The sequence below is a fragment of the Shewanella loihica PV-4 genome, from assembly GCF_000016065.1.
Lineage (GTDB): Bacteria > Pseudomonadota > Gammaproteobacteria > Enterobacterales > Shewanellaceae > Shewanella > Shewanella loihica.
The window spans coordinates 1,692,091-1,717,224 of record NC_009092.1 but is presented as its reverse complement, the minus strand read 5'-3'; the positions used below and the strand labels follow the sequence as shown (position 1 = coordinate 1,717,224).

Here is a 25,134-nt window from a genome sequence, read left to right as displayed (position 1 = left end):
TGTACCTCTCACTTTCAGCGTCGTTCTCATCAATTCTTATTAAAAACCAAGCGCGGCTAGTCGCGACCCGGGCCAGTGACCAGCTCACTCACTCTATTGCTCTCCTCGCAATCTTGCTCTTCGCTGAGCTGCGCCATCTGAGCGCAGGAGGACGAGAGTGGATTGGGGCTGCTGGGGCTAAGCTCCTCGTCCAGCACCTCCTGACTGACCACAGGTACGGCACTCGCCTGCACCTTATCTACCAAACGATAAGCGGTTAACACTCCGAGTACGCCAAAGAGGATCGCTCCCAGCACCTGGCCAATCAACACACCTTCGACGCCCCCGAGTTGGCCGCCATAATAGACGAAGGGAATGGTGCCTAGGGTCGCCTTACCCACGTTAAACAGGGTCGAGTACTTGGCCTTACCCAGGTTATTGAAGGAGGCGTTCGCCACAAACAGAGCGCCGGAGAAGACGAAGAAGACGGCGATGTAGCGACAGAAGAAGCGGATCAGCTCGGCGCTCTCCCCCTGCATGGCAAACAGGGCCACTATCTGCTCCTGCAGCAGCATCAGCAGCAAGGACACAGTCACCACATACAGGGCGCAGAATTGCAGCGCCTTGGTGAGACTCTGACGCACTCGGGCAAACTCCCGCGCGCCGAAGTTCTGCCCGACTATCGGGCCTATGGCGCCGCTTAGCGCGAAGATCATGCCAAAGGCCACGGGCGTCAACCTGCCCAGCACGGCCCAGGCGGCCACATAGCTGTCACCAAACTCGGCGATGGCGCGGGTCACCACAGCGTTGCCTATGGGGGTGGCGATGTTGGTCATCATCGCCGGGCCCGCGATGGCAAAAATCGGCTTGATATCTTCCTTGAAGGCGGTCAAATCGAAACGGCCAAACAGCTTGTGCTTGACCACCACGCCCCTTGCGGCCACCAGCAACACGGCGAGACGCGCCAGCACAGAGGCGAGCGCCGCCCCTTCGATACCCATGGCCAGCAGGAAGATGAAGATAGGGTCAAACACCAAATTGACCCCGCCCCCAGTGAGAGTCGACACCATGGAGAGCTTGGCATCGCCTACCGCCCTGAGCGCGGCCCCTAACGCCATCGCCAGACAGATGATGGGCATGGAGGGCACCAGAATATAGAGGTAACCGGCGGCCAGCTCACCTGTGCGGCCCGTGGCACCCACCAAGGTGAGTAACTCGGGGATAAAACAGGTGACTATGATGGCGACAACAGAGGCCACCAGCACTGTCACCACGGCGCTATTGAGCAGCAAACGCTTGGCCAGCTCAAACTCTTTGGCCCCCACGGCGCGAGACACCAGGGCGCCGAGGGCGATAGAGAGGCCGATACCGATAGAGGTAGTAAAGAAGGAGATGGTGCCCGCGTAGCCCACGGCCGCGGCCAACTCCTGCTCCCCCAGCAGACTAAGGAAGAAGATGTCGATCAGATCCACCACAAACAGCGCCGAGATGCCGATGGCGGCGGTGGAGCTCATCACCAGTATGTGGCGCATGATGGAGCCCTGGACAAACTTAGCCGTGGTCATAGCGCTCCCTCACGGTCAATCACGCTTACTGCCGAATAGATTGCAAACATAAGGCTCCCTAGAGGTCGGTTTCCAGCTCGTTGCCGCATTTGTCACAGTAGAGCGCCGAGACTTCGTGACCCATCTTGAGACAGTTGCTGCAGCGGCGCAGATCTTTCTTGCGCACCATCTCCTGGGAGATCTCCGAGGTTAGGATGCCGGTCGGGATGGCGATGATGGAGTAACCGATCAGCATGGTCAGCGCGGCGATCCCCTGCCCTAATGTCGTCTGCGGGGTGATATCGCCATAACCTACAGTGGTGATGGTCACGATTGTCCAGTAGATAGATTTCGGCATGGAGGTGAAACCATGCTCGGGTCCTTCCACCACATACATGATGGCGCTGAGCACCATGACGATCAGGCTGACGGAGAAGAAGAACAGAAACACCTTACGGCTCGACTGCATCATGGCCCGCAGCAGTATGTTGCCCTCGCTGAGATAACGCAGCAACTTGAGCACCCTGAAGATGCGGAACAGTCGCAGCACACGGATCACCAGTGTGAAGTTAGCGCCCGGGAAGATGAGCGCCAGGTAACTGGGCAGAATGGAGAGCAGGTCCACCACACCATAGAAGCTGCGGGCGTATTGCACCGGATGGGCCGAGCAGTAGAGCCTAAGCAGATACTCCAGGGTAAATATGCCGGTAAAGCCCCACTCGGCGATGCGGATCCAGTCGCCGTAGCGGTTATGCACGCTGTCTATGGTGTCGACAAATACCAGGGCGACACTCAACACGATACAGACGATCAGGCTAAGGTCGAAATAGCGACCGGCCGGAGTGTCTGTGCCGAAGATAATCTCTCTGAGCTTCTGTTTACGCGCCTCTTGCGGGGTCTCATCCATCTAAATCAACAATCCTTATCTCATGCAATAAAAACGTGCCAACCCCATGCGCTTTGACGCAACATGGAATTAACCGATCCAGCTTAATCTAAAATAAGGTATGATGAACACCCAAGTAGTGGCTTTATTTTACCGAACCAAGACGATGCAGACATTTTTTAAACAACTCCTGCTGCTCTGCCTGCTCGCCCCGTTAGGGGTTACCTGGGCGCAATCGAGTGGCCTCAGCTCGCCCCACAGCACCAGTAAGAGCCAGATTGGCAAGGTAGATCTCGTGGTGGTTAATAAGTCTGAAGCCAGCATGTTGTTGATGCGTCAAGGTAAAGTGTTGAGACGCTACAAGATTGCCCTGGGGGATCGCCCGGTTGGCCACAAGCTGCAAGAGGGAGATCAACGCACGCCAGAGGGGCGCTACATCCTGGATTACAAGAAGGCCGACAGCGCCTACTACCGCGCTATCCATATCTCCTACCCCAACGACGAAGATAAACTCAGGGCCGCCGCGCTGGGGATCAATCCCGGCGGACAGATCATGATCCACGGCCAGAACCCTAACTCCTCGCTCACCCCGGATGAAGCCCAGCGCCTCAACTGGACCGACGGCTGCATCGCCATCAAGAACGAAGAGATAGACGAGCTGTGGCGCGCCGTCGATACTGGCACCCCCATAGAGATCTGGCCATAAGACCAGTGCCGAACCCGGTGCCAGCACCGCTAGCATGGCATCAATATCCAATTTTGAGTCCACACAAGACAAATATGATGACTGAATCTCAAGTTTCCGATGAGCTGACTTTTGACGCGCTCAAGCTGCAGTGGCCTACCTTTAGCCAAGCGATTTTAGATTTCATGAAGGAGCTAGGGCTGGATGGCCTGGATCTTGAGTGCGACCATGCCGCCCTCAGGATCAACACCAACCAAGGTGCCGACAGCTTAAGAGAGGCCTTCTGCCGTCAGGGTGAGATAATCTCAGATAATATGATCAACGGCCGCCCGATTCTCATCATCGCCCTCGACACCCCCATGGTGCTGGGCGAGCTGACGATAGAATGTATCGAGCTGCCCTACCCCGGCGATAAACGCTACCCGGTAGAGGGCTGGGAACATATCGAGTTGGTGCTGCCGGGCGGTGCGACCACCACAGAGACACTGAGCGAGCAGCTGCTCGAGCGGATACCCACACTTACCAGAGTGCTGGCTCAGGAAACGGATGTGAAGGTGAAGATGAGTTCGCCGCAGGGGGAACATGAGCGCCTGGCTAACCCCACCATCGCCTTCAAGCGGGGCAACCTCTGCATCAAGGTCCATCCCCACGGCATAAAGGCGGTTATCGCCTCCGAAGCTACTTAGCTAAGTAGCACACTAATCCAGTAGCCAAGTAGCCTGACCGCAGTCAGATAACTGCCAAGTGACTGTTATCTTGCAAATAAACAGTCACTTGGTTTTTGCTTTCAACCTAAGCCCCAATCTAAGCGGGCTTGATGTTCTGATTCACCCTAAACAGGTTGTTCGGATCGTACTGCTTCTTCAGCTGACGTAATCGCCCGTAGGTTTCCCCATAGGCCGACTCGGTACGATCGGATTCATCATCGGTCAGGAAGTTGATATAGGCGCCGCCACTGGCAAAAGGCTTAGTCTTATCGAAGAATTCCCGCGCCCAAGCGATGCAGCGTTTATCATCGTCGGCAGACTCCCAGCGCACATGCACGTTCAATACGTACTGGGCATCCCGGGCCGAATAAGCCATGGCGTCGGCGGCCGGCAAACAGGTGGCGCAACCGATTGAGGCGATAAAGATCTCACACTGCTCTGTGGGCAGGGTACCGGCATATTCGATGGCCGTATCGATAGCCGCTTCACTAAGCTGGGTAAAGTTATGGGACTTCCAATAGTTACGTGAACCGGGCGTCAACAAAGGATCGAAGGCCTGCTGCCAGGCAGCAAAGGGTTGTACGCCCACATGCTCACCCACAGGCGTGCCAAATTGACGAAGCGGCGCGATCAGTTTCTCACCTTCGGCGGGATCGCCAGCATAACAGATCGCCAGCACTATCACCTCTTTGCCGTGAACCGACTCGGGGAGAAATGGCAGTGGCGGCGCCTTACGAGCCACCATCCAGACACTCAGATCCTCGGGGGCATTGGCGGTAAAGTTAACAAACTGACTGATAACAGACTTTGCCTGCTCGAAGGGGAAAACGATGAGGCCGCTGAGGACGTCGGGCCCGAGGGGATGCAGCTTAAACTCAAATTGAGTGACTATGCCGAAGTTACCACCGCCGCCGCGCAGTCCCCAGAAGAGCTCTGGTTCGCTGGCCTGACTGGCAACGAGCTGTTTGCCTTCGGCGGTAACGACATTGGCCGACACCAGGTTATCGATTGTCATGCCCAATTTGCGGCTTAACCAGCCAAAGCCACCACCTAAGGTTAATCCTGCGATCCCTGTGGTGGAGTTGATCCCCACGGGTACCGCCAGACCATGTTTTTGGGTAGCCGCGTCCACATCCTCCAGAGTACAACCAGGCTCAACCAAAGCCAGTTGTTTGTCGGGGTCGACCTTAACCTGTTTCATCAAGGACAGATCTATCAGCAGGCCATCGTCACAAAGGGCTTTACCCGCGATATTGTGGCCACCGCCGCGAACCGAGATGAGTAAATCATGTTCCCGGCCAAAGTTGACGGCCTTGACCACATCCTCCGCCGAGGTGCAACGGGCGATCATCCCCGGTTTTCGATCTATCATGGCATTCCAGATCTGTCGCACTTCGTCATAGTTGCTGTCTTCGGGCAAAATAACATCGCCACCAAATCCAGCCTTAAAACTGTCCACCTGAGATTGTTGTAAACCTTTCATATAAGCTGCCTCTTAAGCGTCACATCGCCGCGCAAACAATGTATGTGCCAATAAGTGCTATGCTCATTCCCTCAAGTATAACGTCAATAATGCTTGGTTCTAGTTGGAGTAATGGAATTCAGTCACGGATATAAATACGGCGTATCAAAAGAGCATCAGTCTTTATGTTAGTAGAAACCATGAGGTTTGGATAACCAGACGCATGCTCAAACGCGATTTAAAATGACGACAGCAAACGGGTTGGCGGTTTAACCCTAAATTTTTTCGATGTAGAGGATAACTTCCCCCACCTTAAAGCCAAACTTGCTCATCTCTGTCTTGTTGAACAGGCGCTTATCATCGAGCAGAAACATCCAATCATCTAAGGTCACCTGATAGATCTCGCCATCGATTGGGATCTCGAGTTCATATTGCCAGAACAGCGCTGCTCCTTGGGTGCGTCCGAGGGCTTTGCCCACCACGTCTTGGGCGCTGCCTTGATAGGAATTATCATCAAGCTTGGTGAGCTGCCAGGTGCGCTCGCTCTTCTCGCCGTCATCGAACAGAAACCACTCCTGGATCTCGCCCCTATCGCCCAGCCAGTTAGCCAACATATCCACCTCGAAGCGCCTTATCAGGGTGCCGGAGCGATCCAGCACTATGCCGTAGGCCTTTAGCTTACCGTCAAAAAAGCTGTCCAGATGCAGCTCTGGGGTGGTGGCGCTATAGTCCTCCAGTGAGGCGCTGCCACAGGCACTAAGCAGCAAGATAAGTAAGGCGGTCACAAATGCCAAAACGATATTTTTCATTGTCTTAATCCCAATAGGCCCTGTCTTAACTCAGGCTCTGAGGTGCGCTCAGATAACCAGATGGCCAGAAACGCCTCGCCGAAGGTGCGATCCTGGATCTGCCCAAGCGGCTTGTCACCGAAGTAGAAATAGCTGTCGCCTTGGCTGTTCACCCATAGGGTCAGGCTATCGCCCTCGCGCACATCGGGCCAGAGTCCCTGGATATGCCGCTGCCAAGAAGTTATCTGCTGGTCTGAGTAACCCAGGTGACGCCACTGCTCTACCGTGGCCTCAATAAGCAGATCGCTTTCGATATCTCGGTAGTAATTTATCTTCAGCGCCTTATCAGCACTCGCCTCATAGTCAGGCTGAGCGCTATACAGCTCTGCTCGATACAAGGTCCAAAACAGATACTGCATCTCGGCGCTACCTATCTTATGTAGCCTGTCGAGATCCGCGGCCTGAGCACTCAGGCTTAAGAGTAATAGCAATAGAACTTTGCCCATGACTCACCTCGCTTTCTTACCTAATACGCTTCTTACCTAATGAGCTTGTTACCGAATGAGCTTGCTAGCTTGCGGCGCTGAGACCTTCTCCTGTCCCCAAACCAGCAAGGGCAAGAGCACTGCCCAGACTGGCGCCGCGATCAACCAAAAACTGATAGCCGAGACTTGGGTCGTTAAGGCGCCCAGGCTCACGCCGGCCCAATAGCTGCCCGCCCCACCAAGGGCGCCGATGAGCATCAGCCAGGGCAGGCTGAGCCCGGATAGCAGGCGTAAGCTGTGATTGAGGCTCATCAGGAAGATCATCCATAGCAGGGCTAGCCAGAGGGGAAATGCAGACTCGACACCGCGAAAGGCGCCGAGGGCGATGAGCGCCCCATCCACCAGCAGCCCGAGCGGCAACAGCGCCAGCAGCCTGAGATCCGCCCTCACACAGGGGGACAGCAGACAGTGCAGCACGATCAGCCCAGAGATGATGTAGCTGGCCGAGTTTGTTAACCAAGCCGCCGACCACCAAGCCAGCTGAAACAGGCCAAGATTAATAAGCCAGAACGCTTTCATCCTGAGCACCAAAATACCTGGGCTTACGGGCGACCAGATGATGGGTGGCGATCAGTCGCTCCTTAAATGCCCCTTCGCAGTAGCAGAAGTAAAACAGCCAGAGACGCTTAAATTGCTCGTCATAGCCAAGCGCCTCCAGTTCCGGCCAGGCCTGGTCGAACGCCTGACGCCAGTCGTACAAGGTTCTGGCATAGTGCAGGCCGATATCCTCCAGATCGCAGATCACCATGTCGGTTCGCTTGGCCAGCTGCTCACTCATCACGGCCACAGACGGCAGACAGCCACCGGGGAAGATATATTTCTGAATGAAGTCGACGCCTTTACGGTATTTTTCGTAGCGGCCATCACTGATGGTGATCGCCTGCAGCAGCATCTTGCCATCATCCTTCAGCAAGCCCGAGCAGGTCTCAAAAAATGTCCCCAGATACTCGTGGCCCACCGCCTCAATCATTTCTATCGACACCAGCTTGTCATACTGGCCTGTCAGGCGGCGATAGTCCTGCTTGAGCAGGGTTATCTGGTCGCTAAGGCCCGCCTGCTCAATCCGCGTCTTGGCATATTGATACTGGGCATCGGATATGGTGGTCGTGATCACGCGGCAACCATAGTGCTGCGCCATATAGATGGCCAGCGCCCCCCAGCCTGTGCCAATCTCAAGCACATGTTCTCCGGGTTTTAGCTCAAGCTTTTCACAGATGGTTTGCAGCTTATGCTGCTGGGCCTGAGCGAGCGTCTGAGCACTGTCGCCGTAAAGCGCGCAGGAGTAGAGCATAGAGTCATCGAGGAAGCGCTCGTAGAGCTCGTTACCTATGTCGTAGTGAGCCAGGATGTTGCGCTTGGCGCCCTGCTCAGTGTTGCGTTGACTCAGCCTTAGCAGCAGATGCTTGATGCGGGTCAGCCAGGCCATCTTCTGCTCCAGCGCGTCCAGCCGGGTTTGATTGCGGGCCATCACCTGAATCAGACGGGTGAGATCCGGGCTGGTCCACTTACCATCGAGAAAGGCCTCGGCGGCGCCTATGCTGCCCCCCTGGATAAGGTCGCGATAGAAGCAGGGATCCAACACGTTTATCTGGGCGCTGAGGCTTGCACTTCGCTCACCAAACTGCTGCTGCGTATCACCTTCGATGAGGGTGATAAAGCCGCCTTTGAGCTGGCCCAACAGGCGAATGACCAGGGCGCGATACTTCTGCATTGTGCCCAGTTCCACTGCCACAGCGCGAGGCCTTACACCATTTACTTGTTTGATTGTCTGTTCCATCTCTACCTCGCTAAATGAAATACCATCTGCATCCGGGTTGTCGCCATGCTCTGCTGCTGTCTGCCTGCGCTAATTGCCTATCTAGCGCTACTTACTTAACTGGCTAGTGGCTCAACTGGCGCTATCGGCATCTGGGTGCGCGATAAAGGGCACCCGCTTGAGAAACAGCTTAAGCGCCTGCCAGTAGATCCCGAGCAGCATCTTCACCGTCATGGCAGGAATCCTGACCCAGGTGTTCAGCAAATTAGCCGGGGTGATCCCCTGTCTGTCGAGTGCCAGGGTGGCATCGAACACCTTAGCCTCCTGATGGTTCTCGATATGCACCAACGCCTTGGCCGCCGGCGGCGAAACTCGCCAATGATAGGTCATCTCCATCGCCATAAAGGGCGACACATGAAATGCCTTCTTGAGCTTCATCTCGCCCTCCAGGCTCAGCAGGTAGTAATGCCTCTGGTTCCAGGGGGTGTTACTCACCTCGGCCAACATGTAGCGGCAAACCTGCTGCGCGTCGTAACAGAAGTAGAAGTTGATGGGACTGAAATAAACCCCTAAGCAGCGGCACTGAGCCAGCATCACTACCCTGTTTTCTGTCTGCCAACTTCCACCGAGTGCGGCGACTTTCTGGGCAATACGCTGCTTAAGGCTGCCGGGTTCATTTTTGAGGTAATCTTTTTCATTAAAACGTATGGGGTTGAACCAACGCTGGCCAAACAGCCAGCTACGGGATGTCACTGCTGATAGCTCGTCGAGGTCCAGCCCCATCATGTAGAGGCGATAGCCAAAGGCGTGTGGGATCTCGCCAAACCTGCGATGGCGAACTTGGCCGGTGTAGATACCGCTATGCTCCACAGGCGCATTTGGCTCTCGCTGCTCGCTCGCTTGAGAGGCAGCAGATGATTGGCCATTGACACTCATAGGCTCATCCCGAAGCGCTTGGTGACATCCAGGGCGCTGCGCACCCCATCTTCATGAAAGCCGTTGTACCAGTAGGCGCCGACAAAATGAGTGTGGGCCTTACCGCATATATCCAGGCGTCGCTGCTGGGCGCGGCAGCTGGCCTCGTTCAGCACCGGATGGTGATAGACGAAGCGGCGCAGTACCTTATCTTCGGCTATCTCCTCACTCTGATTCAGGGTGACGCAGAAGGTGGTATCGCTGTCGATCCCTTGGAGGATATTCATGTTGTAGGTGACGCAGGCGGCGCGCTCGAGATTATCATCCAACATATAGTTCCAGCTCGCCCAGGCCAGTGGCCGCTTAGGTAGCAGACTGATATCTGTGTGCAGCACCACCTCGTTGCGGCTATAGGGAATGCCGCCCAGCACTTCTTGTTCATCGGCCGTGGCGTCCCCTAACAGGACGAGGGCCTGGTCCGAGTGACAGGCGAAGATCACCTCATCGAATACCAGGGTCTCGCCCCCTTGCAGCACCAGCCTCACCTCACCCTCCTGGCGATATACCCCCTCAATCTGGCTACCTAAATGTACCGGACAAGAGAGGCCGGCGAGGATCGCCTCAACATACTGACGTGAGCCGCCGGGCACCACATACCACTGGGGCCTGTCGCTGATGTTGAGCAGGCCATGGTTGTAGAAGAAACGGATGAAGAACCTAAGCTCGAAGGCCTGCATCTCTTTCAGGCTGGTCGACCAGATGGCCGCGCCCATGGGCAGAATGTAGTGCTCGCTGAAAAAGCGAGAAAAACCATGTTGCTGCAAAAATTCCCCCAGGGTCATCCCATCAGGCACAGTATCCTGGCCGTAACACTCCTTGCAGAGACGATTGAAGCTTAAGATCTCACTTAGCAGACGCCAAAAACGGGGACGAAACAGATTACGCCGCTGGGCAAACAGGCTATTGAGGCCGTGGCCGTTGTACTCGAAACCCGTCTGGCGGTTGTGCACGCTAAAACTCATCTCGGTAGCCTGCCCCTCGATACCGAGCATGGCCAGCAGACGATTGAAATTGGGATAGGTTCGGTCGTTGAACACGATAAAGCCGGTATCTATGGCATAGTCGCGCCCCTCATGGTGCACATCGACCGTGGCAGTGTGTCCACCCACATAATCGTTTTGCTCAAACAGGGTCACATCATAATGCTTGTCCAGCAGATAGGCGCAGGTCAGGCCCGAGATGCCCGAGCCGATAATGGCAATTTTTTTCATGAAGACACCATCCTCATGGCGAGACGGCGCCAGAGCGAAAAAGGTAACAGTGAGAGGCTCTGCATCAGCCAGATAAACAGGCGTGGGAAGCGAATGTCGCGCTTGCCCTTGGCGATGCCACGCATTATGGTCAAGGCGGCCTCCTCGGCGCCGATCATCATGGGCATGGCGAAGGTGTTTCTATCCGTTAGCGGCGTCTGCACGAAGCCTGGATGCACCAAGGTTACCTCTATCTGATGCTTAGCCAGATCGATCGCCAGCACCTTGGCCAGATAACTCAGCCCCGCCTTGGAGGCGCCGTAGGCCTCGGCTCGAGGCAGCGCCAAAAGCTGGGCGCTGGAACTGACCAACACCAGGCGACCGCCAGGCTTCAAATTGGGTAACCAGGCCTGCAGGGCGTAGCCAATGGCGATAAGGTTGATGTTGATAATTTTGTCGAAACGCTTGGCATCGAAGTTGAGCGCATCGTCGATATATTCGCAGTCGCCGGCGTTGAGAATAAGCAGATCCAGCGGGCCATGGTCGGCAGCGAGCGCAGGATAGCTATCGTACTGCATCAGATCGAAACACAAGGTGCTGATGTTAGGCTGCGCCTCTGCCAAAGCATCTAGCTTTGTCTGACTGCGACCGCAGGCGATTACTTTATGCCCGGCCTTGGCATAGCCAAGGGCCAGCTGCTTGCCTATCCCAGAGGTGGCGCCGGTTATCATGAGTTTCATCCCGGCCTCCTAGTTCACGGCGCGGCGTTTGACCGCGCGGATAAGGCCACCGAGCAGCGGCAGCTGTTCATACAACATGGCGCCGACATCGAAATAATCCCTGTGATAGACAACCTTGTTGTCTTTGGCCTTCAGTCGAGAGTGTCCCTCGACGACCATGGGCTGGCTGGCGTTAAGCTGCTTGTGCCTGAAGGTCATGGTCCAGTAGACGGCGGCTTCACCTTGTTGCTCAAACACATGCTCAATAGTGAATTCGCAACTGATCACCTGGCGATAGAGGCCCTGAAAATAGCCCAGCAGGTTATCCAGCCCCTCGACGCGATGCAGAGGGTCGCAGAACACCACCTCGGGATGATAGATCTTGCGCAGCGCCTCCAGGTTATCGGTACCCAGTTCGCGGTATACGGCCGTGAAGTTCTGTAACCACAGGGCGCTAGCCATCGTCTTTGTCATCCTATTCCACCTTATAAAATGCCAGGGCCCTTTGGCGCGCCGCCTTATGGTCCACTATCGGCGCAGGGTAGATCTCAGCCTTGCCCTGACTCGCTAAGTAGTCGTGGGGGAAGTGGATCTGCTTGTCGGGCACCTCTCTCAACTCTGGTAGATATTTACGGATGAACTCTCCCCGAGGATCAAACTTTTGGCTCTGGGTGATGGGGTTAAAGATCCTAAAATAGGGCTGGGCATCGCAGCCCGTGCTGGCGGCCCACTGCCAGCCGCCGTTGTTGGCACTGAAATCGCCGTCGATCAGCTGCTGCATGAAGAAGCGCTCGCCCTTGTGCCAGTCCACCAGCAGATGCTTGGTGAGGAAACTCGCCACTATCATACGCAGGCGATTGTGCATCCAGCCGGTACGGCGCAGCTGTTTCATGGCCGCATCGACTATGGGGTAGCCGGTGCGCCCCTCACACCAGGCCTGAAAGTGGGCCTCGTTATTGGGCCAGGGCAGCGACTCATACTTGGGCTGAAAGCTCCCGCCCTTGATAAGCTCTGGATAGTGAAACAGCAGATGTTTGTAGAAATCCCGCCAGATCAGCTCGTTGAGCCAGGTGAAGGCGCCGTGCTGAGTGTCGTATATCACCTCGGGATGACGCTGCACCAGTTGCAGCGCCAGCCAACGCGAGCTAATCGCCCCTATGGCCAGATAAGGCGATAAGCCTGATGTCCCCTTGATGGCCGGAAAGTCGCGCCGCTCGCCATAATTGAGCAGCTTGTCTTGCCAGAAATGGGGCAGCAGCTGGCCCATCACCTGCTCACTGTCGGGCCAGCGACCGGAATCCACCAGGGGATAATCTAGGTTGATGCTTGATGATTGTGGTGTTGGCTGTTGGGGAAGCTGAGACGCTGCTTGAGCATCACCGATCGATTTTACCGGCGTCGATTTGGCCGGCGTCGGCACACACTCTATGCCCTTCGCCGCCACACACTTGAGCCAGGCCTTCTTAAAGGGGGTAAAGACCTTAAACATCTCCCCCTGCTGGTTGAGCACGCTGCCCGGCGGCAAGATGGTATCGTTTTGCCACAGGCGCAGATCGATCCCCGCCGCCATCACCTGTTTGTCGCGCTCCTGCTCATCGAGCTCAGGCTCGCTGTTGGCCAGCAATAGTTTGACCCCATGGTCACGGCAGTAGTCGCATAACACCCTCACCTGATCGCTAAAATCTGTGGCAGACAAGATGACCAGCTCGATGCCGTACTCAGCTAACTCACCGGCCATCAACTCGAGGTGACGACGAATGAGATCGGCTTTTATCGGCGCCATATCATGTTGCTGCCACTGGGCCGGGGTAGCGATAAAGAGCGCCTGTTTCACCCTGAGCCGCACCGCCTCACTCAAGGCGGGATTATCATGGAGACGGAAATCCCGTCTCAGCCACAAGAGTGCGCTCAATAGCCGTACCTCAATCTCAGCTCCTTGGGATGGGGGTTCAGATAGGCCTGCTGTAGCAGGTATTCATTTGGAAACTCAATAAGATAATGTTTTATCAGGGTCAGCGGCACTAGGAGCGGCGACAGCCCCTCGCGATAGGCGGCGATCTCCTGGGTCAGCTCGCGGCGCTTATGCTCGTCAAGCTGACGCTTAAAGTAGCCCTGCAGATGTTGCAGTGTGTTGGTATGACTGCGACGGGACGCCTTATGTTTAAGCGCCTGCATCAGACCCGAGATATAACGCTCACTCTGCTCCTCGAGGCCAATGTCGGCGCGGCCCAACAGACGTCCAAGCTCGCGATAGCTCTCGACATGGTGGCTCATCACCAGATACTTGTGGGCGCTATGGAACTGGATCAACTTGTGCCGGGTCAGCCCCTCCGCCTTGAGATCCAGCCACTTCTGATAGGTGAAGATGCGGGTGGTGAAGTTTTCGCGAATGATGGGGTCGTTCAGCCTACCATTCTCCTCGCAGGGCAAGAGCGGATTGGCCTTCATCACCTGCTCGGCGAAGATGCCGACGCCGGTGGACTCTGAGCCCTTACCGTGGTGATGATACACCTTGACCCGCTCCATGCCGCAGCTGGGGCTCTTGGCGCAAAACACGAAACCCGCCAGCTCCTGATAGTTCAGGGCGGCCTTAGCGCCGAACTCTTTAAGGGCCTGGGTCACATCGCCGCTGCCGTCGGGGCGGGACACGGTAATGATGTTGTCCCGCACTATCTGCCTGATGGTCGGGCGCGGCACCGGCAGGCCGATGGCCATCTCGGGACACACAGGTTTAAACTCGGCAAACTCCGCCAGCTGCTCCATACAGAAGCCCGATTTCTTATGACCTCTGTCGAAACGCACCGGCTCGCCCATCACACAGGCACTGATGCCGATCTTCAATTTCTTCTTCATGGCGCCTCCAGTTGGCAGACTCGGATTAATACTCGAATTAGTACTCGGACTAATAGATGAATCGTCCGATTGGGTTAAGCAGCTGGCTCACCCCTTGGGTGAAACGAATGGCGTCGCTCGATACCGTGAGACAGACGCAGCCCTTCTCCGTCACCGGCTGATGGGTGTGTTGACCGTCGAGCCAGATGAAATCGCCCTTGCGGTATTCGCCCATCTCATCGGTGAAGCTGCCCTGCAGCAGCAAGGTGATCTCGAACCCTTTGTGGGTATGACAAGGCACGCTGCCACCTTTGTCTATGTGCAGCAGGCTCATCCTGAGATCGCCATCGTCCAGCGCCAGGCGCGAACGGGATAGCTTGCCCATGCCCTGCCACTCTTTAAGGGGGATAGACCTAAGCGCGGTCGGCAGCGGGATACGCTCGCCGCCCACGGCAATTTCGGTGACGGTTTGCGGCAACTGCTGCGTATCGTCGCGCTCCAGGGCCGTGATGGCGTTAATGCAATCAGCAAACTCGTCTGAGTCGCCGAACTGGTCGCTAGTATCAAAATCGTCCAAGCCATCAAAATCGTCCAAGCCAGAAACATCCGCTAAGCCAGCGGGTTGAGACGCATCTCGTAAGGCTTCTTGACTAGACTCGCCGAAGGCGTCGATGGCGGCCTGTTCGGTGAGGGCCTGCACCGCGCGGGTACACTCGCTACATAGCTCCACATGGCTGGCGACCAGTACGGATACCGATGCTGGTAAGGTACCTGCGACAAATTGCGCCAAAACATCAGAGTTGGGATGGTGATTAATCATGCTGCTGGTCTCCCATCTGCTGCTTGAGTTTTGCCAGGGCAAGTCTGAGTCTGGATTTAATGGTGCCGATTGGCACGCCAAATTGCTGGGCCAACTGCTCCTGGGAGAGCTCCTGATAGTAGACGCCCTTGACCACGGCTCGCTGGGCCTCGGGCAGGCTGTCGACATAGGCCAGCATCTGCTTCTCCATCAGATGATCGGCAAAATGTAGCGGCTCCTCCTCACTCTGGACCTGCGCCTGTTCCAATGGCCAGATATCGTCACCCAGGTTCATCTCGGCCTTGGCCTTGACGCGCCTAAGCATATCGAAGGCGGCGTTGCGCATCACGGTATAGACCCAAGTGGTGGCCGCGCCTTTGTCGCCGTCATAAAGATGCGCCTTGCGCCAGACGTTACTCATGGTCTCCTGCACCAACTCGTGTGCCTGAGCCTCGTTGCCTAACTGCTTGATACCAAAGCGTTTGATCTTGGGCGCAAAGAATTGAAACAGACGGGTAAACGCCTGCTTGTCCCTTGCATCAGCTACCCGCACCAGCCAGGTCGACAGCTCGGCAGGCACCTGCGTCTCTGGTTGAGTCTTGATATTCGCACTCCCTTTATCCGGGGCGCCTGCGCTAACAAATGTCTGCATCTGTACTCACGTATGACCCTTACATAGAGGCCTATACGCAGGTGAGCGCGGCGAGGATCAATTAATTTTGTCCTGACCCAAAATGAATGTATCGAGAAACGATTTTGCCTGAGGAAAACTGCCAGGCAAGATGAATTTCTCCTTCTCATTCAAAGATAAAGGCAATATCTCTAAAAAGCGAGCGCAGACCCAATCCAGGCGATTAAATTCTGGTTGCGGGTAAAGTTCGGCCAGTTGTGGATGCTTGGCAAACAGGGCGCTAAGGGCCTGCCCCAGCTCGCCGCGCTTGGTACTGGCGGCAAGCGTCGGCCAGTGGTCGCGGTAATGACAGCGAGCCATCAAGAGCCCGTCGCCACGCACATCGAAACTGTCCAGGCTCACCAGATGGTTAGCTCTAACATCGATCACCAGCAGGCCATCTTCGCCGTGGTGAAAATCGATTATCTGCACCTTAGTGCCCCAGTCGGGGACATTGAAGTCAAACGCCTTATCGTAGCGGGCGATCACGAAGCCTTTGCCTGTAGACTCGGCCACCAAGGATTCTGAAACCAAGGATTCTGAAACCATGGCAAGATAGCGCTGCTCGAAGATCCTCAGGCGCTGCACGCCCCCCGGCAGCACAAACAGTGGCAGGGGAAAGACCGCCAGAGTCTGCTCCGCTAGACTGGTGGGCTGCTGTTGCCGCGACTCTGAGTGACCCGCTTGCTGCGCCCCGGTAGCAGGGCTGATTTCATGGGTGATCTTCATACTGATTGACACGACTCTTCTGCTTAAGTGCTTTCCGACACAAAAATCAAAGCGCGGTAACTTTGCTGCTTACGATATCTGCATGACCTATAACTTGCATACGCAGCGCCGATGAGAATCGATCACCTAAGTACCAGATGGGATAAGCAAGCGAGGAATAACTAAAGCGAAGGATTAATAAAGAGAGGAGTTAATAACAGGAGACATGAAAAAGGCGACCCTTGGTCGCCTTAACTGATATTTCGTTCCACTCTCCTTGTCAGAGAGCGCTTTTCCCTACTCGCCCTACTTCCCTACTTCCCTACTTGTTGGCCTGTTTGGTCTGTTTGGCCTGGGTTTGACGCTCAAGCACGCTCGCCATGGACGGTACCACAGTCACGGGATCCAGTCGCATCTGGAACCAGTTGAGACGCCAGTCAAGGTGCGGCCCGGTGGCGCGTCCGGTGGCGCCCACCTCGGCAACCGGCTGGCCCTGTTTAATGATCTCACCCGGCTTCACATACAGCTTGCTCAGATGCAAAAAGCTGGAACTGACCCCATAGCCGTGATCGATAACCATAGTGCCGCCAGAATAAAACATGTCGGGTACTGAGAGGGTCACCACCCCATCGGCGGGCGCCACCACCACAGTGCCCGTCTTGGCGGCGACATCCACGCCATAGTGAGGATTGCCCGGCTTGCCGTTATAGACCCGCTGGCTGCCATACACGCCCGAGATGCGGCCGGTCAGCGGCCAGATGAAGTCTTGAGCAAAGGCGGTCTGCCCCGAGAAGGTGGCTCTGGCCGCCTTGACCTGCTTGCTGTCTTTGGCCGCGCGCTCTACGGCCTTAGGATCTGGCTTCATGATCTTCTTGGCGATGCCGTTGACCTTGTCGATCTTGTACTGCTTCTCGCTTATCTTGAGGGGCATAAGCTGGGTCAGGCCATCTGGGTAGATTAGTTTAAGCTCTTGATTGAGCGTGGCTTCCCGCTCGAAACCGAAGGCAAACAGCCCTTCGGGGCTGACTTTTACTGGCTCGCCGTTGAGCCATACCTGGGTTCCCGCCTGAGCCTGGCCGCGGATCAGCGCGCCCTGCTCCATCTTGCCACTCAAGTTAACCTCGGCCTGAGCGCCCACGGCGCCACCAAGACAGAGTACAGCCACAACTAAGCGCAACAAGTTCAAATTCGACTCCTATCGATTCAGGCTAATAAAGGACTAAGGCTAACTAAAACGTCTGACACGCTGCTAAACGTTGCGCTCGCCTTTAGAGGCGATGGCACCCTTACCCACGCCTTCATAGGCGATCACCTTAAATTCACTCTCTGGGTTTTCGCTCGCCAGTGTGGTGGCGATAAAGTCGGCCAGCAGCTCTACCGTGGTATCGTGTGGGATTATCTCACAGCGCTTCTTAGGCATGGCCAGCTGGAAATCCCCCTGCGGCGCCACATAATGGAAACCATAGTGGGTCTCATCGCTCACGCTTGTCTGCGGTGACAGGTCCAGCTCGTCAACCTCGACCAGATCATCTTCGCTGCCGAGATAGATATCTTTCCAGCGGCGGGCCCAATACTCGTCCCACTTAGGCGCGGCGATACCATTTTCAAACACATTGATCGGGCTGCGATGACCGTGAGCGATGCGCTGGCAGTTACCATCGTGCTTCTTCAGGCCATGTGAATAGTGATAATAAGGCGTTTCATGCAGCTCGTTACGCAGTGTCAGAGCAATTCCCTGCACGTTGTCAGGCAACACCTCTTTCAAGGCTTTTTGCAAGAAGGCATTAACACTGTCGAAATCGATAATTTCCGTCGGGATCAGGGCAAAGGCCTGGGCAGGACAGGCGAGATGGATATCTCCCTGTAGACTGTTGAAGTCCATCCAGACACGATCGCCCTGCTGCTGCCATCTCACCTCTGCGCAGGCGGTGGGGATCAGCAGGCGGTGATCGGCCACATCGTCAATGGTGTTCTTGATGGTGCGTTTCACCTTGGCAAAATCCAGCACCATGTTCTGATCGTCCAGGCCGCCATCGAGCAGCACATCGACGATCCAGCTCTCTCCCACCATGCCACGGATAGGACACAGGTAAGAAAAATCGATTACGGTTAAATCTCTAACAAAAAGTTGCATTTACGCTCCGTCGGCAGAAAAACAGTCCACCTTAATTGATCCCATCGGCAAACGGCCGGAGGACACTCTAGTTTCAACAGATAATTTCAACTCATCTGCGATATTTTAGCAAGTCGCACAGGGCCTAAGCGTTCGCCGCCTGACCATTACACCCTATTTAAAGCATCATAAACGAAAAAAGCGTCTAACACAGACGCTTTTTTCTGGCGCTGAATACCCGTTAATGGGGTTATTGACCGCCCTTGAGGCGACGATCCAGCTGATCTTTCAGGTTAGCCGGCACGCCCTTGATCAAAATAGAATCTGAGATGGGATCATAGATCACCCGCTCGCCCAGATGCTGACCGTCGAAACTGATGGTCACGCCACCGCCGGTACCCGAGAACTTTTTCAGCTGACGCAGGGTCGGCTTGTCGCCGGGAAACTCCTCTTCCAGCTCATAGTCGCCGCCCTGGGCGAAATCGTAGAAGGAGTCCATGCCCGCATCGGCCAGTTCATCTGCCAAGTCTTTAAGCTGTATGTCGGCGCCGCTATCGACCCGCTCGGTGCAATACTCGAACACCTTCTCGCGGCACTGTTGGCGCTCATCCTTGGTCAGCTCGCTGCTGGCCACGAAATCTTCTACCGCGTTCATCAGCGACTTGTTCTGCGCCTTGGTGTTAACCCCTTCGACACAGCCCATGAAGTCGAGGAAGAAGTCCGCCACCTTACGTCCGGCACGGCCGCGCACGAAGGAGATATACTTGAGCGAATCCGGATCGGCCTGCCATTCGGTCAAGTCGATACGCGCCGCCAGCTGCACATTGTTGAGATCCAGGTGAGTGTTCTGCGACAGCTCCATATCATCCAGAACCGTCATCGACGACTTGGCGTTGAGCAGAGAGACAAACAGGTAGTCGCTGGTCATATAGGTATAACAGGCCAGCAGCAGGAAGCCGCCCTGGCTGAAGTCATACTTGGCGAGCTCTTCCTGCAGCAGCTTACCTGCCATGCCTGAGAACTCGACGAACCCAAGCTCGCCACCCAGATACTGGCTCAGGGCCTCTTTAAACTGTGGGTTGGCTTCACCATCTTCGCCGTGGGTACCAAAATGACCAAACCCCTTACCCGACTTACTGGTGTAGGTTTGATGCAGCTCTTCGAGCATGGCTTCGACGGCTTGACTATTTAGTAGCGGTTGTGGACGCAATCTACAGCTGAGCTGGCCTTCGCCATCTTGGGATATCGCGTGAATAATTGCTTGTTCGACGTTAATACTCATAAGCCTCGATAGTGATGTTGGTAGAAATCCGTTATTATATGCCGCTATTTCAAATTAAAGTGAAAAAATTTTTAAATATGGCTATCCAATCTAAATATTCAAACGCCCAGGTCGAAGCCGTTATCGCCGAGATCCTGGCAGTACTCGACAAGCACCAGGCGCCGACCGACCTCAGCCTCATGGTGCTGGGCAACTGTGTCACAGATCTGCTGCTACGCAAGGTGCCTGAGGAAGCGCGTGCCCAAGTGGCCGAGCAGTTTGCCAAGGCGCTGACCCAGTCGGTAAAAAGCTAACACTAACGGCTAAAAAAGCGGTTTTTGTTCGCAAAAAACTGGCCAATCCGCCTTAAAAAAAATTAAGATAGACAAGTATTTCAACAAATAACGGATCCCTATGATCGAGCGTAAAAAAGAGATGGGCCGTGATCGTGTGTCACGCTTAGTCAGTTGGGGGCATTGGTTTGCCTTCTTCAACGGCTTCTTGGCGATGATAGTCGGCGTCCGTTATATTGAAACCGTGGGCGCGCCCGAGTCTTGGATTGGCTGGGGCTACCTGGCCATCAGCACCCTGGGGCATTTTAGCTTCCTCGCCTTCATCGTCTATCTGGTGGTGCTGTTTCCCATCACCCTACTGCTGCCCTACTCCAAGATATTGCGCGGGCTCGCGGCCTTTGCCGCCACCCTTGGCCTGTGTATCTTGTTGTATGACACCCTGATTTACGACGACTATGGTCTGCACCTTAGTCCATTTGTGTTCGACATCGCCTGGGCCGATCTCAATGCCCTGCTGCAAGGCACCTCTTATATCGTCACGCCGCTGGGGATCATCATCCTGGAGCTGACCGCCGCCAACTACCTGTGGAAACGCATAGAAAAGATCCGCAAGTCTAACTACGGCCCTAAGGTGGTGTTGGTTATCGGCCTCTGTTTCGTCAGCAGCCACCTGATTCATATCTGGGCCGACGCCGCCGATATCACAGAGATCACCCGCTTGGATGACGCCTATCCGCTCTCCTATCCTGCCACCGCGCGCTCCTTCATGGAGAGCCACGGCATAGAGAAGAGCAGCAAGGCACAAGACCCAAGCAAGCTGCAACCGAGTCTCAACTACCCAATATCGCCGCTGCAGTGTAGCGCCGACCCAGAGATCAACATATTGATGGTAGCTATCGACGGCTTCAGGGCCGATCTGGTGGACAAAGAGACCATGCCGTTCCTGTACGAATACGGCAAACACAACCATGAATTTAAGCAGCACCTGAGTGGCGGCAATATGCACAACAGCGGCATGTTCTCCCTGCTCTATGGCCTGCAGGGCAGCTATATCGCCGCCAGCGATCTTAGCTATCGCTCGCCTGTGTTCACCCAGGAGCTGGCTAAACAGGGCTACACCCTGGCGCGTTTCGCCCCTGAAACCAGCAATATCGAGCCACAGGCCATCTATCAGGATATGACCTCGCACATTCAGCCACTCACCAACGGCGTGGCCGATGCCGATATTCAATCCATCGACAGCTTTAACGAGTGGCGTATGCAGCAAGACAAGCCTTGGTTTGCCCTGCTCAACCTGCAGAGCCCCGACAGCTACGACACCCCTATCGGTTTCCTGGGTATCGAAACGGTGAAGCCGAGCACGCCGCTCAAGCCGGCGCAGAAGGTGCTGTTCAACCAATACCGTCAGTCGCTCAACTTTATCGACAAGCAGCTGCAAAAGCTTATCGAGCGCCTACCGGCCAGCACCTTCGTGATGGTCACCGGCGTGTCGGGCAAGGTGTTTACCGGCGACAACGACAACCAGCGCGGCAACCTGTCACCGGCCAACGTGCATGTGCCTTTGATCATCCACTGGCCCGGCATGGAGTATGACAAGACGGTCACCTACCCCAGCAGCCACTACGGCGTGGTGCCGACCCTGATGACTCAGCTACTCGACTGCACCAACAAGCCGAGCGACTACAGCGCCGGGCGCAACATACTGCAGCCCCAAAGCGAGAACTGGACCTACATCGGTGACAACCTGGTGTTTGGCATCTATCAGGAAGATGAGATCACAGTGATCGACAGACACGGCAAATACCGTATCTATAACCGTGACTATAGCCAGCGTCTGCGCAACAAGAAGATTAGCGCACCCGAGCTGATCCAGGTGATGCGCGAGGGACGACGCTTCTACAATCACTAGAAACTTGAGTCACTGAACATTAGATCGCTATGCGCCAACTACTTAGGTTGAGCCGCCAGCGACTATAAACTAGCCAGTCGATCGGGCCCAACCGCCGAAACACTTGCACAGGGGCAAACGACTTGATAAAGTTCAGCCTGTTCGAAGCAGACCCCAAGTCTTTGCTGCTTTGGATAAAATCGGTATGTAGCGCAGCCCGGTAGCGCACTGTCATGGGGTGTCAGGGGTCGGAGGTTCGAATCCTCTCATACCGACCAAATACTAGAAAAGCCAGCTGAGAAGCTGGCTTTTTGCTGTCTGGGATTTGATAGCGTATCAAAGTAACTAAAGGCTCTTTGCGCTAGCCCCTAGTGATCAAAGCACAAGATAATTGTCACACATAAAAAACCGAGACAGTGAACGTGATGTCATTGTCTCGGCTTATGGGATTGGGTCGGATTGGAAAGATTTCGGAGTTAGATATTTACTGCCTTTGCTTGAGGCTGTTTAATCTCTTCTAATTCTTTAAAAGCCCAAACAGCACCAACATTATCACATCTCATCTCAAACTTGGTTCTACTATCAGTTTTAAAAAAATTAACACCATAATCTTTTAGTACAATAAAACATCTATCGCGATAGGGGTTATTTATATGTCCAAGAAGATATGATTGATATAGTAATAGCCAATATTCATCCTTCTTAATATCCAAATCATTTGAGATATCTACTACAAATTGCCTTATATTCTCATTATCAGGGCAAATATCTTGCAAAATGGTGATAGCAACACAGTCCTTAGTTTCCAAAACTCTATCAACTATTTCTTGGGTTGGCTCAATATTATGCTCTCTAAAGATATGAAGTGGCCACGCCATCCCATCTGATCTTTTATGGAGCGCATTTTCTTCAATGATCATCTGAAACTTATCAACGTAATGCTGAGCCTCTAAGTTTCCTCTGCCCAGCAAAATAGATAAATATGGAATAAGAATTGGATAATGAAATGACAAACTTAATAAACACTCGAACACATCTTGGTATGCAGTGTCAGCTAATTTTTTTACTAAAAAACCTACTGCAAACTTAATCACACTACCATCTTTATGTGATTGGCTTAAAAAAACTGCCTTATTGATAATATTTATAGCTTCTTTAGCACCTATCAGAACTAGGTCTCCATCTGCATTATATCGGTCAATACACAAGCTATTCAATTCTACAATCCAATCATCAGTTGATGCTATTGGCAACTCAATAATAGTTGTCTTTCTCAAGTTCAAACTCAATCGATACTCAGCTAACAACTCCGACAATTTTATAATAAATTCATCAGCCTGCTCTTTGGTTGAACAGTAACAACAAAAATCATCTACATATCGTTCATGTTCAAAACCAAGGTCATGTAACCTACTATCAACTCTCGCAAGTATAATTTCTAAACATATTGAGGAAGTAGCGGGACCTATCGGCATCCCATTGGTTTCACATCTTTTAGTTGTTCTTAAAAATTTGTCAAACTGGTTAAACCATTCATTTTCACCTCTATTGTTTTTTGCAAACTCATATCCTTTAATTGCCCAAGGTATACTATGAGAGTAAATACTATCGAAACAACTCGCGATATCTGCATTTACAATGTATTTCTTTCCAAATGTTATGTCATTAAACTTCCTATCTTTAACAATCGGATCATCATAATTCATGACAACAATTCGCTTATCTACTTCATAGAATTCAGGTCTAACTCTGCTAATAGTATTAGCAGAAATATACTCAATATCTTGCCAGTTTTCGTAAATATGTTTGCAAAGCTGCGCATGGGCAACAGGATGAACAAGAGAAAGAACTCTAGGTATATTGTTATAACGCGTTGACTTGTACTCAACAGGAGCAAATCCTGTGTTTTTTCTTTTGTTGTCAATCCCACCTGATAATAGTCTTAAACATACTTCAGGTGTTAAAGATGAAGTTGTAAAGCAATCAGGTAACTCGCCTATAGCCTGTTTTTGATTTGGAAAATAGTTAAAGCGAGATAATGCTCTAAAAACACGATATTTTTTTAGTTCATCCTCATCCGTAATATTGAGTAAATCTTTAACCTTCATATACTAGCCCCCCATAGTTCACAAACACCTAGCATCACCATACGAGCTATATTAAAAAACCTTAAGAGTTAACGGCAGATGAAATCCCGCAGTCTTACATAAACATCTTTTGCATCTGGCATTACACGATGTTGAATTAGCTCATCATCACTATAAAACTCATCTTTAGGTGGTTCATGCATAAAAAGCATATCCATAAAATTAGTTACATGAGTTTGTATCAATTCTTGTGCAGTTTGAACCATATCAGCGCTCAGCTCATCGGCTAGCTCAAGTTTGGCTATCTCTTCACACAAATCGAAGAATGGCTCTACCCGAGGATCAACTGTGACAAGTGAGCTTCTAAATCCACTAGGAGTTTGTCTAAGCATAACAAGCTGTGCCCTAAACAACCCTTTAAGAGTAGATTGGGCTTGCTTAGTTGCTTGGATAAGCTTAATAACATTCCCCCCAATAGAGATCTCGCTTATCCGTGGCAGTGCTATGAAAGCGATTGCTAACAACCATGTGATAATGTTCCACGTTAAAAAATCAGAACTGGTTATTAGACTCACTGAAAGTAGCCAGTAGCCATAATACATGGAAGCCAAAACAACTATAATTGCTAATATTTCTCGCCAGAGGTTTAAATATCTTTTCTTTGATTTAGACACGCTTTACTTCCGTATTCTGTACTGATGCTCACTAAGTTGAGTTCCGCTATGGTTCAAGAAACAGGGGTAAAATTCAGCCCCGCCGTAACCACCATAGCTATTCTTTGCATTGATTCTTAGTTGGAGTACGCGACGTGCCCCAGTGTCATCCTGCACCCAATCAAAATGGTGACCAAGTACCTTAATTGACTCTGGATCTTTAAATCCCCCAATTAATGTTAACGTCGTAATGCATTGCTCGACCAATTGATCGACGCTCAAATCATTGTCACTACTATTCATTTTCACGGGAGGAGTTACTGTGATCTCTTGGGCATCTTCTGCGCAAGGATCTTGGCTGTAAGTTTCAACCCCGTCTATGGTGCATTTATAAACTGCAGCATGAAGGTTGAAGCTAGCCATAATCAATGTGATAAACATCCATTTATGCATTCTTAACATCCTATGTCGAACTAACCTATTGAGTTTATCGCCAATATAGCCAAATAAAAAGGACTACCTGTTGGTAGTCCTTTTTGTATACAGTAATTCAAAAGATCTCCTCTGCTTTCTCGCCACAAATACAGCAAATTA

The 25,134-nt window shown here is 53.2% G+C and carries 26 protein-coding genes and 1 tRNA gene; 5 read left to right on the top strand and 22 right to left on the bottom strand.

Annotated elements, in window-relative coordinates; all coding sequences use genetic code 11:
* Positions 1–56: 56 nt before the first annotated feature.
* Both SHEW_RS07725 and SHEW_RS07720 read right to left on the bottom strand, forming a co-directional pair.
* Positions 57–1,544 carry an MATE family efflux transporter gene (locus tag SHEW_RS07725; protein ID WP_011865291.1) on the bottom strand — a complete coding sequence of 496 codons (1,488 nt, stop codon included), beginning with the start codon at positions 1,542–1,544 and terminating at the stop codon, positions 57–59.
* Positions 1,545–1,602: 58 nt separating this feature from the next.
* Positions 1,603–2,430, bottom strand: coding sequence for an ion transporter (locus tag SHEW_RS07720; protein ID WP_011865290.1), 828 nt, complete (start codon positions 2,428–2,430; stop codon positions 1,603–1,605).
* Between the two features lie 145 nt (positions 2,431–2,575).
* On the opposite strand from SHEW_RS07720, the gene SHEW_RS07715 reads away from it, so the two are divergent.
* Positions 2,576–3,115, top strand: a complete 540-nt coding sequence (locus SHEW_RS07715; protein ID WP_041407074.1) for a L,D-transpeptidase family protein — start codon at positions 2,576–2,578, stop codon at positions 3,113–3,115.
* A 74-nt stretch (positions 3,116–3,189) separates the two neighbouring features.
* Positions 3,190–3,780: a VOC family protein gene (locus SHEW_RS07710; RefSeq protein ID WP_011865288.1), complete on the top strand. Its 591-nt coding sequence runs from the start codon at positions 3,190–3,192 to the stop codon at positions 3,778–3,780.
* 118 nt (positions 3,781–3,898) lie between these two features.
* Here SHEW_RS07710 and SHEW_RS07705 read toward each other — a convergent pair whose 3' ends face one another.
* From SHEW_RS07705 to yejK, 17 genes are all read right to left on the bottom strand, one after another.
* Positions 3,899–5,284: an FAD-binding oxidoreductase gene (locus SHEW_RS07705; protein ID WP_011865287.1), complete on the bottom strand. Its 1,386-nt coding sequence runs from the start codon at positions 5,282–5,284 to the stop codon at positions 3,899–3,901.
* Between the two features lie 254 nt (positions 5,285–5,538).
* Positions 5,539–6,072, bottom strand: coding sequence for a DUF3833 domain-containing protein (locus SHEW_RS07700; protein WP_011865286.1), 534 nt, complete (start codon positions 6,070–6,072; stop codon positions 5,539–5,541).
* Complete coding sequence (locus SHEW_RS07695; RefSeq protein WP_011865285.1) at positions 6,069–6,557, bottom strand: chalcone isomerase family protein; 489 nt, start codon at positions 6,555–6,557, stop codon at positions 6,069–6,071. The genes SHEW_RS07700 and SHEW_RS07695 overlap by 4 nt, the downstream gene beginning before the upstream one ends.
* A 48-nt stretch (positions 6,558–6,605) precedes the next feature.
* On the bottom strand, positions 6,606–7,115 hold the full coding sequence (locus SHEW_RS07690; RefSeq protein WP_011865284.1) for a DUF2878 domain-containing protein: 510 nt from the start codon (positions 7,113–7,115) through the stop codon (positions 6,606–6,608).
* Positions 7,093–8,373, bottom strand: a complete 1,281-nt coding sequence (locus SHEW_RS07685; RefSeq protein WP_011865283.1) for an SAM-dependent methyltransferase — start codon at positions 8,371–8,373, stop codon at positions 7,093–7,095. Before SHEW_RS07685 ends, SHEW_RS07690 begins: the two co-directional genes overlap by 23 nt.
* Positions 8,374–8,484: 111 nt before the next feature.
* Positions 8,485–9,288: a DUF1365 domain-containing protein gene (locus SHEW_RS07680; protein WP_011865282.1), complete on the bottom strand. Its 804-nt coding sequence runs from the start codon at positions 9,286–9,288 to the stop codon at positions 8,485–8,487.
* Positions 9,285–10,538: an NAD(P)/FAD-dependent oxidoreductase gene (locus SHEW_RS07675; RefSeq protein ID WP_011865281.1), complete on the bottom strand. Its 1,254-nt coding sequence runs from the start codon at positions 10,536–10,538 to the stop codon at positions 9,285–9,287. Before SHEW_RS07675 ends, SHEW_RS07680 begins: the two co-directional genes overlap by 4 nt.
* The gene (locus tag SHEW_RS07670) at positions 10,535–11,257 is read right to left on the bottom strand and encodes an SDR family NAD(P)-dependent oxidoreductase (protein WP_011865280.1); all 723 of its coding nucleotides are present in this window, start codon (positions 11,255–11,257) and stop codon (positions 10,535–10,537) included. Before SHEW_RS07670 ends, SHEW_RS07675 begins: the two co-directional genes overlap by 4 nt.
* A 9-nt stretch (positions 11,258–11,266) precedes the next feature.
* The gene (locus SHEW_RS07665) at positions 11,267–11,710 is read right to left on the bottom strand and encodes a nuclear transport factor 2 family protein (RefSeq protein WP_011865279.1); all 444 of its coding nucleotides are present in this window, start codon (positions 11,708–11,710) and stop codon (positions 11,267–11,269) included.
* Between the two features lies 1 nt (position 11,711).
* Entirely contained in the window at positions 11,712–13,148 is a 1,437-nt protein-coding gene (gene phrB, locus SHEW_RS07660) for a deoxyribodipyrimidine photo-lyase (RefSeq protein ID WP_011865278.1), read from the bottom strand.
* Positions 13,145–14,089: a YbgA family protein gene (locus SHEW_RS07655; protein WP_011865277.1), complete on the bottom strand. Its 945-nt coding sequence runs from the start codon at positions 14,087–14,089 to the stop codon at positions 13,145–13,147. Before SHEW_RS07655 ends, phrB begins: the two co-directional genes overlap by 4 nt.
* A 49-nt stretch (positions 14,090–14,138) precedes the next feature.
* A complete protein-coding gene (locus SHEW_RS07650) occupies positions 14,139–14,888 on the bottom strand; it encodes a ChrR family anti-sigma-E factor (protein ID WP_011865276.1) in 750 nt (249 codons plus the stop codon).
* Entirely contained in the window at positions 14,881–15,519 is a 639-nt protein-coding gene (locus tag SHEW_RS07645; protein WP_011865275.1) for a sigma-70 family RNA polymerase sigma factor, read from the bottom strand. Before SHEW_RS07645 ends, SHEW_RS07650 begins: the two co-directional genes overlap by 8 nt.
* Before the next feature lie 57 nt (positions 15,520–15,576).
* Positions 15,577–16,278, bottom strand: a complete 702-nt coding sequence (locus SHEW_RS07640; RefSeq protein ID WP_150099952.1) for an LON peptidase substrate-binding domain-containing protein — start codon at positions 16,276–16,278, stop codon at positions 15,577–15,579.
* A 289-nt stretch (positions 16,279–16,567) separates the two neighbouring features.
* A complete protein-coding gene (locus tag SHEW_RS07635) occupies positions 16,568–17,425 on the bottom strand; it encodes a M23 family metallopeptidase (RefSeq protein WP_398351601.1) in 858 nt (285 codons plus the stop codon).
* Positions 17,426–17,494: 69 nt separating this feature from the next.
* Positions 17,495–18,379 carry a 6-carboxytetrahydropterin synthase gene (locus tag SHEW_RS07630; protein ID WP_011865272.1) on the bottom strand — a complete coding sequence of 295 codons (885 nt, stop codon included), beginning with the start codon at positions 18,377–18,379 and terminating at the stop codon, positions 17,495–17,497.
* A gap of 229 nt (positions 18,380–18,608) precedes the next feature.
* Positions 18,609–19,640, bottom strand: coding sequence for a nucleoid-associated protein YejK (gene yejK / locus SHEW_RS07625; RefSeq protein ID WP_011865271.1), 1,032 nt, complete (start codon positions 19,638–19,640; stop codon positions 18,609–18,611).
* A gap of 77 nt (positions 19,641–19,717) precedes the next feature.
* Between yejK and SHEW_RS07620 the strand changes: the two genes are divergently transcribed.
* From SHEW_RS07620 to SHEW_RS07610, 3 genes are all read left to right on the top strand, one after another.
* Entirely contained in the window at positions 19,718–19,933 is a 216-nt protein-coding gene (locus SHEW_RS07620) for a YejL family protein (protein ID WP_011865270.1), read from the top strand.
* A gap of 100 nt (positions 19,934–20,033) precedes the next feature.
* The gene (locus SHEW_RS07615; RefSeq protein ID WP_011865269.1) at positions 20,034–21,821 is read left to right on the top strand and encodes a DUF3413 domain-containing protein; all 1,788 of its coding nucleotides are present in this window, start codon (positions 20,034–20,036) and stop codon (positions 21,819–21,821) included.
* A gap of 180 nt (positions 21,822–22,001) precedes the next feature.
* Positions 22,002–22,078 (top strand) — tRNA-Pro (locus SHEW_RS07610).
* Between the two features lie 198 nt (positions 22,079–22,276).
* Here SHEW_RS07610 and drt4 read toward each other — a convergent pair.
* The 3 genes from drt4 to SHEW_RS20935 all read right to left on the bottom strand — a co-directional run bounded on the left by drt4 (position 22,277) and on the right by SHEW_RS20935 (position 24,993).
* A complete protein-coding gene (gene drt4 / locus SHEW_RS07605) occupies positions 22,277–23,908 on the bottom strand; it encodes an antiviral reverse transcriptase Drt4 (protein WP_011865268.1) in 1,632 nt (543 codons plus the stop codon).
* A 68-nt stretch (positions 23,909–23,976) separates the two neighbouring features.
* Positions 23,977–24,561 (bottom strand): hypothetical protein, encoded by a 585-nt coding sequence (locus SHEW_RS07600; RefSeq protein ID WP_011865267.1) that lies wholly within the window; start codon positions 24,559–24,561, stop codon positions 23,977–23,979.
* 3 nt (positions 24,562–24,564) lie between these two features.
* On the bottom strand, positions 24,565–24,993 hold the full coding sequence (locus tag SHEW_RS20935; protein ID WP_041406566.1) for a DUF4124 domain-containing protein: 429 nt from the start codon (positions 24,991–24,993) through the stop codon (positions 24,565–24,567).
* Positions 24,994–25,134 lie beyond the last annotated feature (141 nt).

Excerpts from the sequence above, each read along its gene's own strand:
- SHEW_RS07725 (WP_011865291.1), bottom strand. The coding sequence starts at position 1,544 with ATGACCACGGCTAAGTTTGTCCAGGGCTCCATCATGCGCCACATACTG.
- SHEW_RS07720 (WP_011865290.1), bottom strand. The coding sequence starts at position 2,430 with ATGGATGAGACCCCGCAAGAGGCGCGTAAACAGAAGCTCAGAGAGATT.
- SHEW_RS07715 (WP_041407074.1), top strand. The coding sequence starts at position 2,576 with ATGCAGACATTTTTTAAACAACTCCTGCTGCTCTGCCTGCTCGCCCCG.
- SHEW_RS07710 (WP_011865288.1), top strand. The coding sequence starts at position 3,190 with ATGATGACTGAATCTCAAGTTTCCGATGAGCTGACTTTTGACGCGCTC.
- SHEW_RS07705 (WP_011865287.1), bottom strand. The coding sequence starts at position 5,284 with ATGAAAGGTTTACAACAATCTCAGGTGGACAGTTTTAAGGCTGGATTT.
- SHEW_RS07700 (WP_011865286.1), bottom strand. The coding sequence starts at position 6,072 with ATGAAAAATATCGTTTTGGCATTTGTGACCGCCTTACTTATCTTGCTG.
- SHEW_RS07695 (WP_011865285.1), bottom strand. The coding sequence starts at position 6,557 with ATGGGCAAAGTTCTATTGCTATTACTCTTAAGCCTGAGTGCTCAGGCC.
- SHEW_RS07690 (WP_011865284.1), bottom strand. The coding sequence starts at position 7,115 with ATGAAAGCGTTCTGGCTTATTAATCTTGGCCTGTTTCAGCTGGCTTGG.
- SHEW_RS07685 (WP_011865283.1), bottom strand. The coding sequence starts at position 8,373 with ATGGAACAGACAATCAAACAAGTAAATGGTGTAAGGCCTCGCGCTGTG.
- SHEW_RS07680 (WP_011865282.1), bottom strand. The coding sequence starts at position 9,288 with ATGAGTGTCAATGGCCAATCATCTGCTGCCTCTCAAGCGAGCGAGCAG.
- SHEW_RS07675 (WP_011865281.1), bottom strand. The coding sequence starts at position 10,538 with ATGAAAAAAATTGCCATTATCGGCTCGGGCATCTCGGGCCTGACCTGC.
- SHEW_RS07670 (WP_011865280.1), bottom strand. The coding sequence starts at position 11,257 with ATGAAACTCATGATAACCGGCGCCACCTCTGGGATAGGCAAGCAGCTG.
- SHEW_RS07665 (WP_011865279.1), bottom strand. The coding sequence starts at position 11,710 with ATGACAAAGACGATGGCTAGCGCCCTGTGGTTACAGAACTTCACGGCC.
- SHEW_RS07655 (WP_011865277.1), bottom strand. The coding sequence starts at position 14,089 with ATGAAGAAGAAATTGAAGATCGGCATCAGTGCCTGTGTGATGGGCGAG.
- SHEW_RS07650 (WP_011865276.1), bottom strand. The coding sequence starts at position 14,888 with ATGATTAATCACCATCCCAACTCTGATGTTTTGGCGCAATTTGTCGCA.
- SHEW_RS07645 (WP_011865275.1), bottom strand. The coding sequence starts at position 15,519 with ATGCAGACATTTGTTAGCGCAGGCGCCCCGGATAAAGGGAGTGCGAAT.
- SHEW_RS07630 (WP_011865272.1), bottom strand. The coding sequence starts at position 18,379 with ATGCAACTTTTTGTTAGAGATTTAACCGTAATCGATTTTTCTTACCTG.
- yejK (WP_011865271.1), bottom strand. The coding sequence starts at position 19,640 with ATGAGTATTAACGTCGAACAAGCAATTATTCACGCGATATCCCAAGAT.
- SHEW_RS07620 (WP_011865270.1), top strand. The coding sequence starts at position 19,718 with ATGGCTATCCAATCTAAATATTCAAACGCCCAGGTCGAAGCCGTTATC.
- SHEW_RS07615 (WP_011865269.1), top strand. The coding sequence starts at position 20,034 with ATGATCGAGCGTAAAAAAGAGATGGGCCGTGATCGTGTGTCACGCTTA.
- drt4 (WP_011865268.1), bottom strand. The coding sequence starts at position 23,908 with ATGAAGGTTAAAGATTTACTCAATATTACGGATGAGGATGAACTAAAA.
- SHEW_RS20935 (WP_041406566.1), bottom strand. The coding sequence starts at position 24,993 with ATGCATAAATGGATGTTTATCACATTGATTATGGCTAGCTTCAACCTT.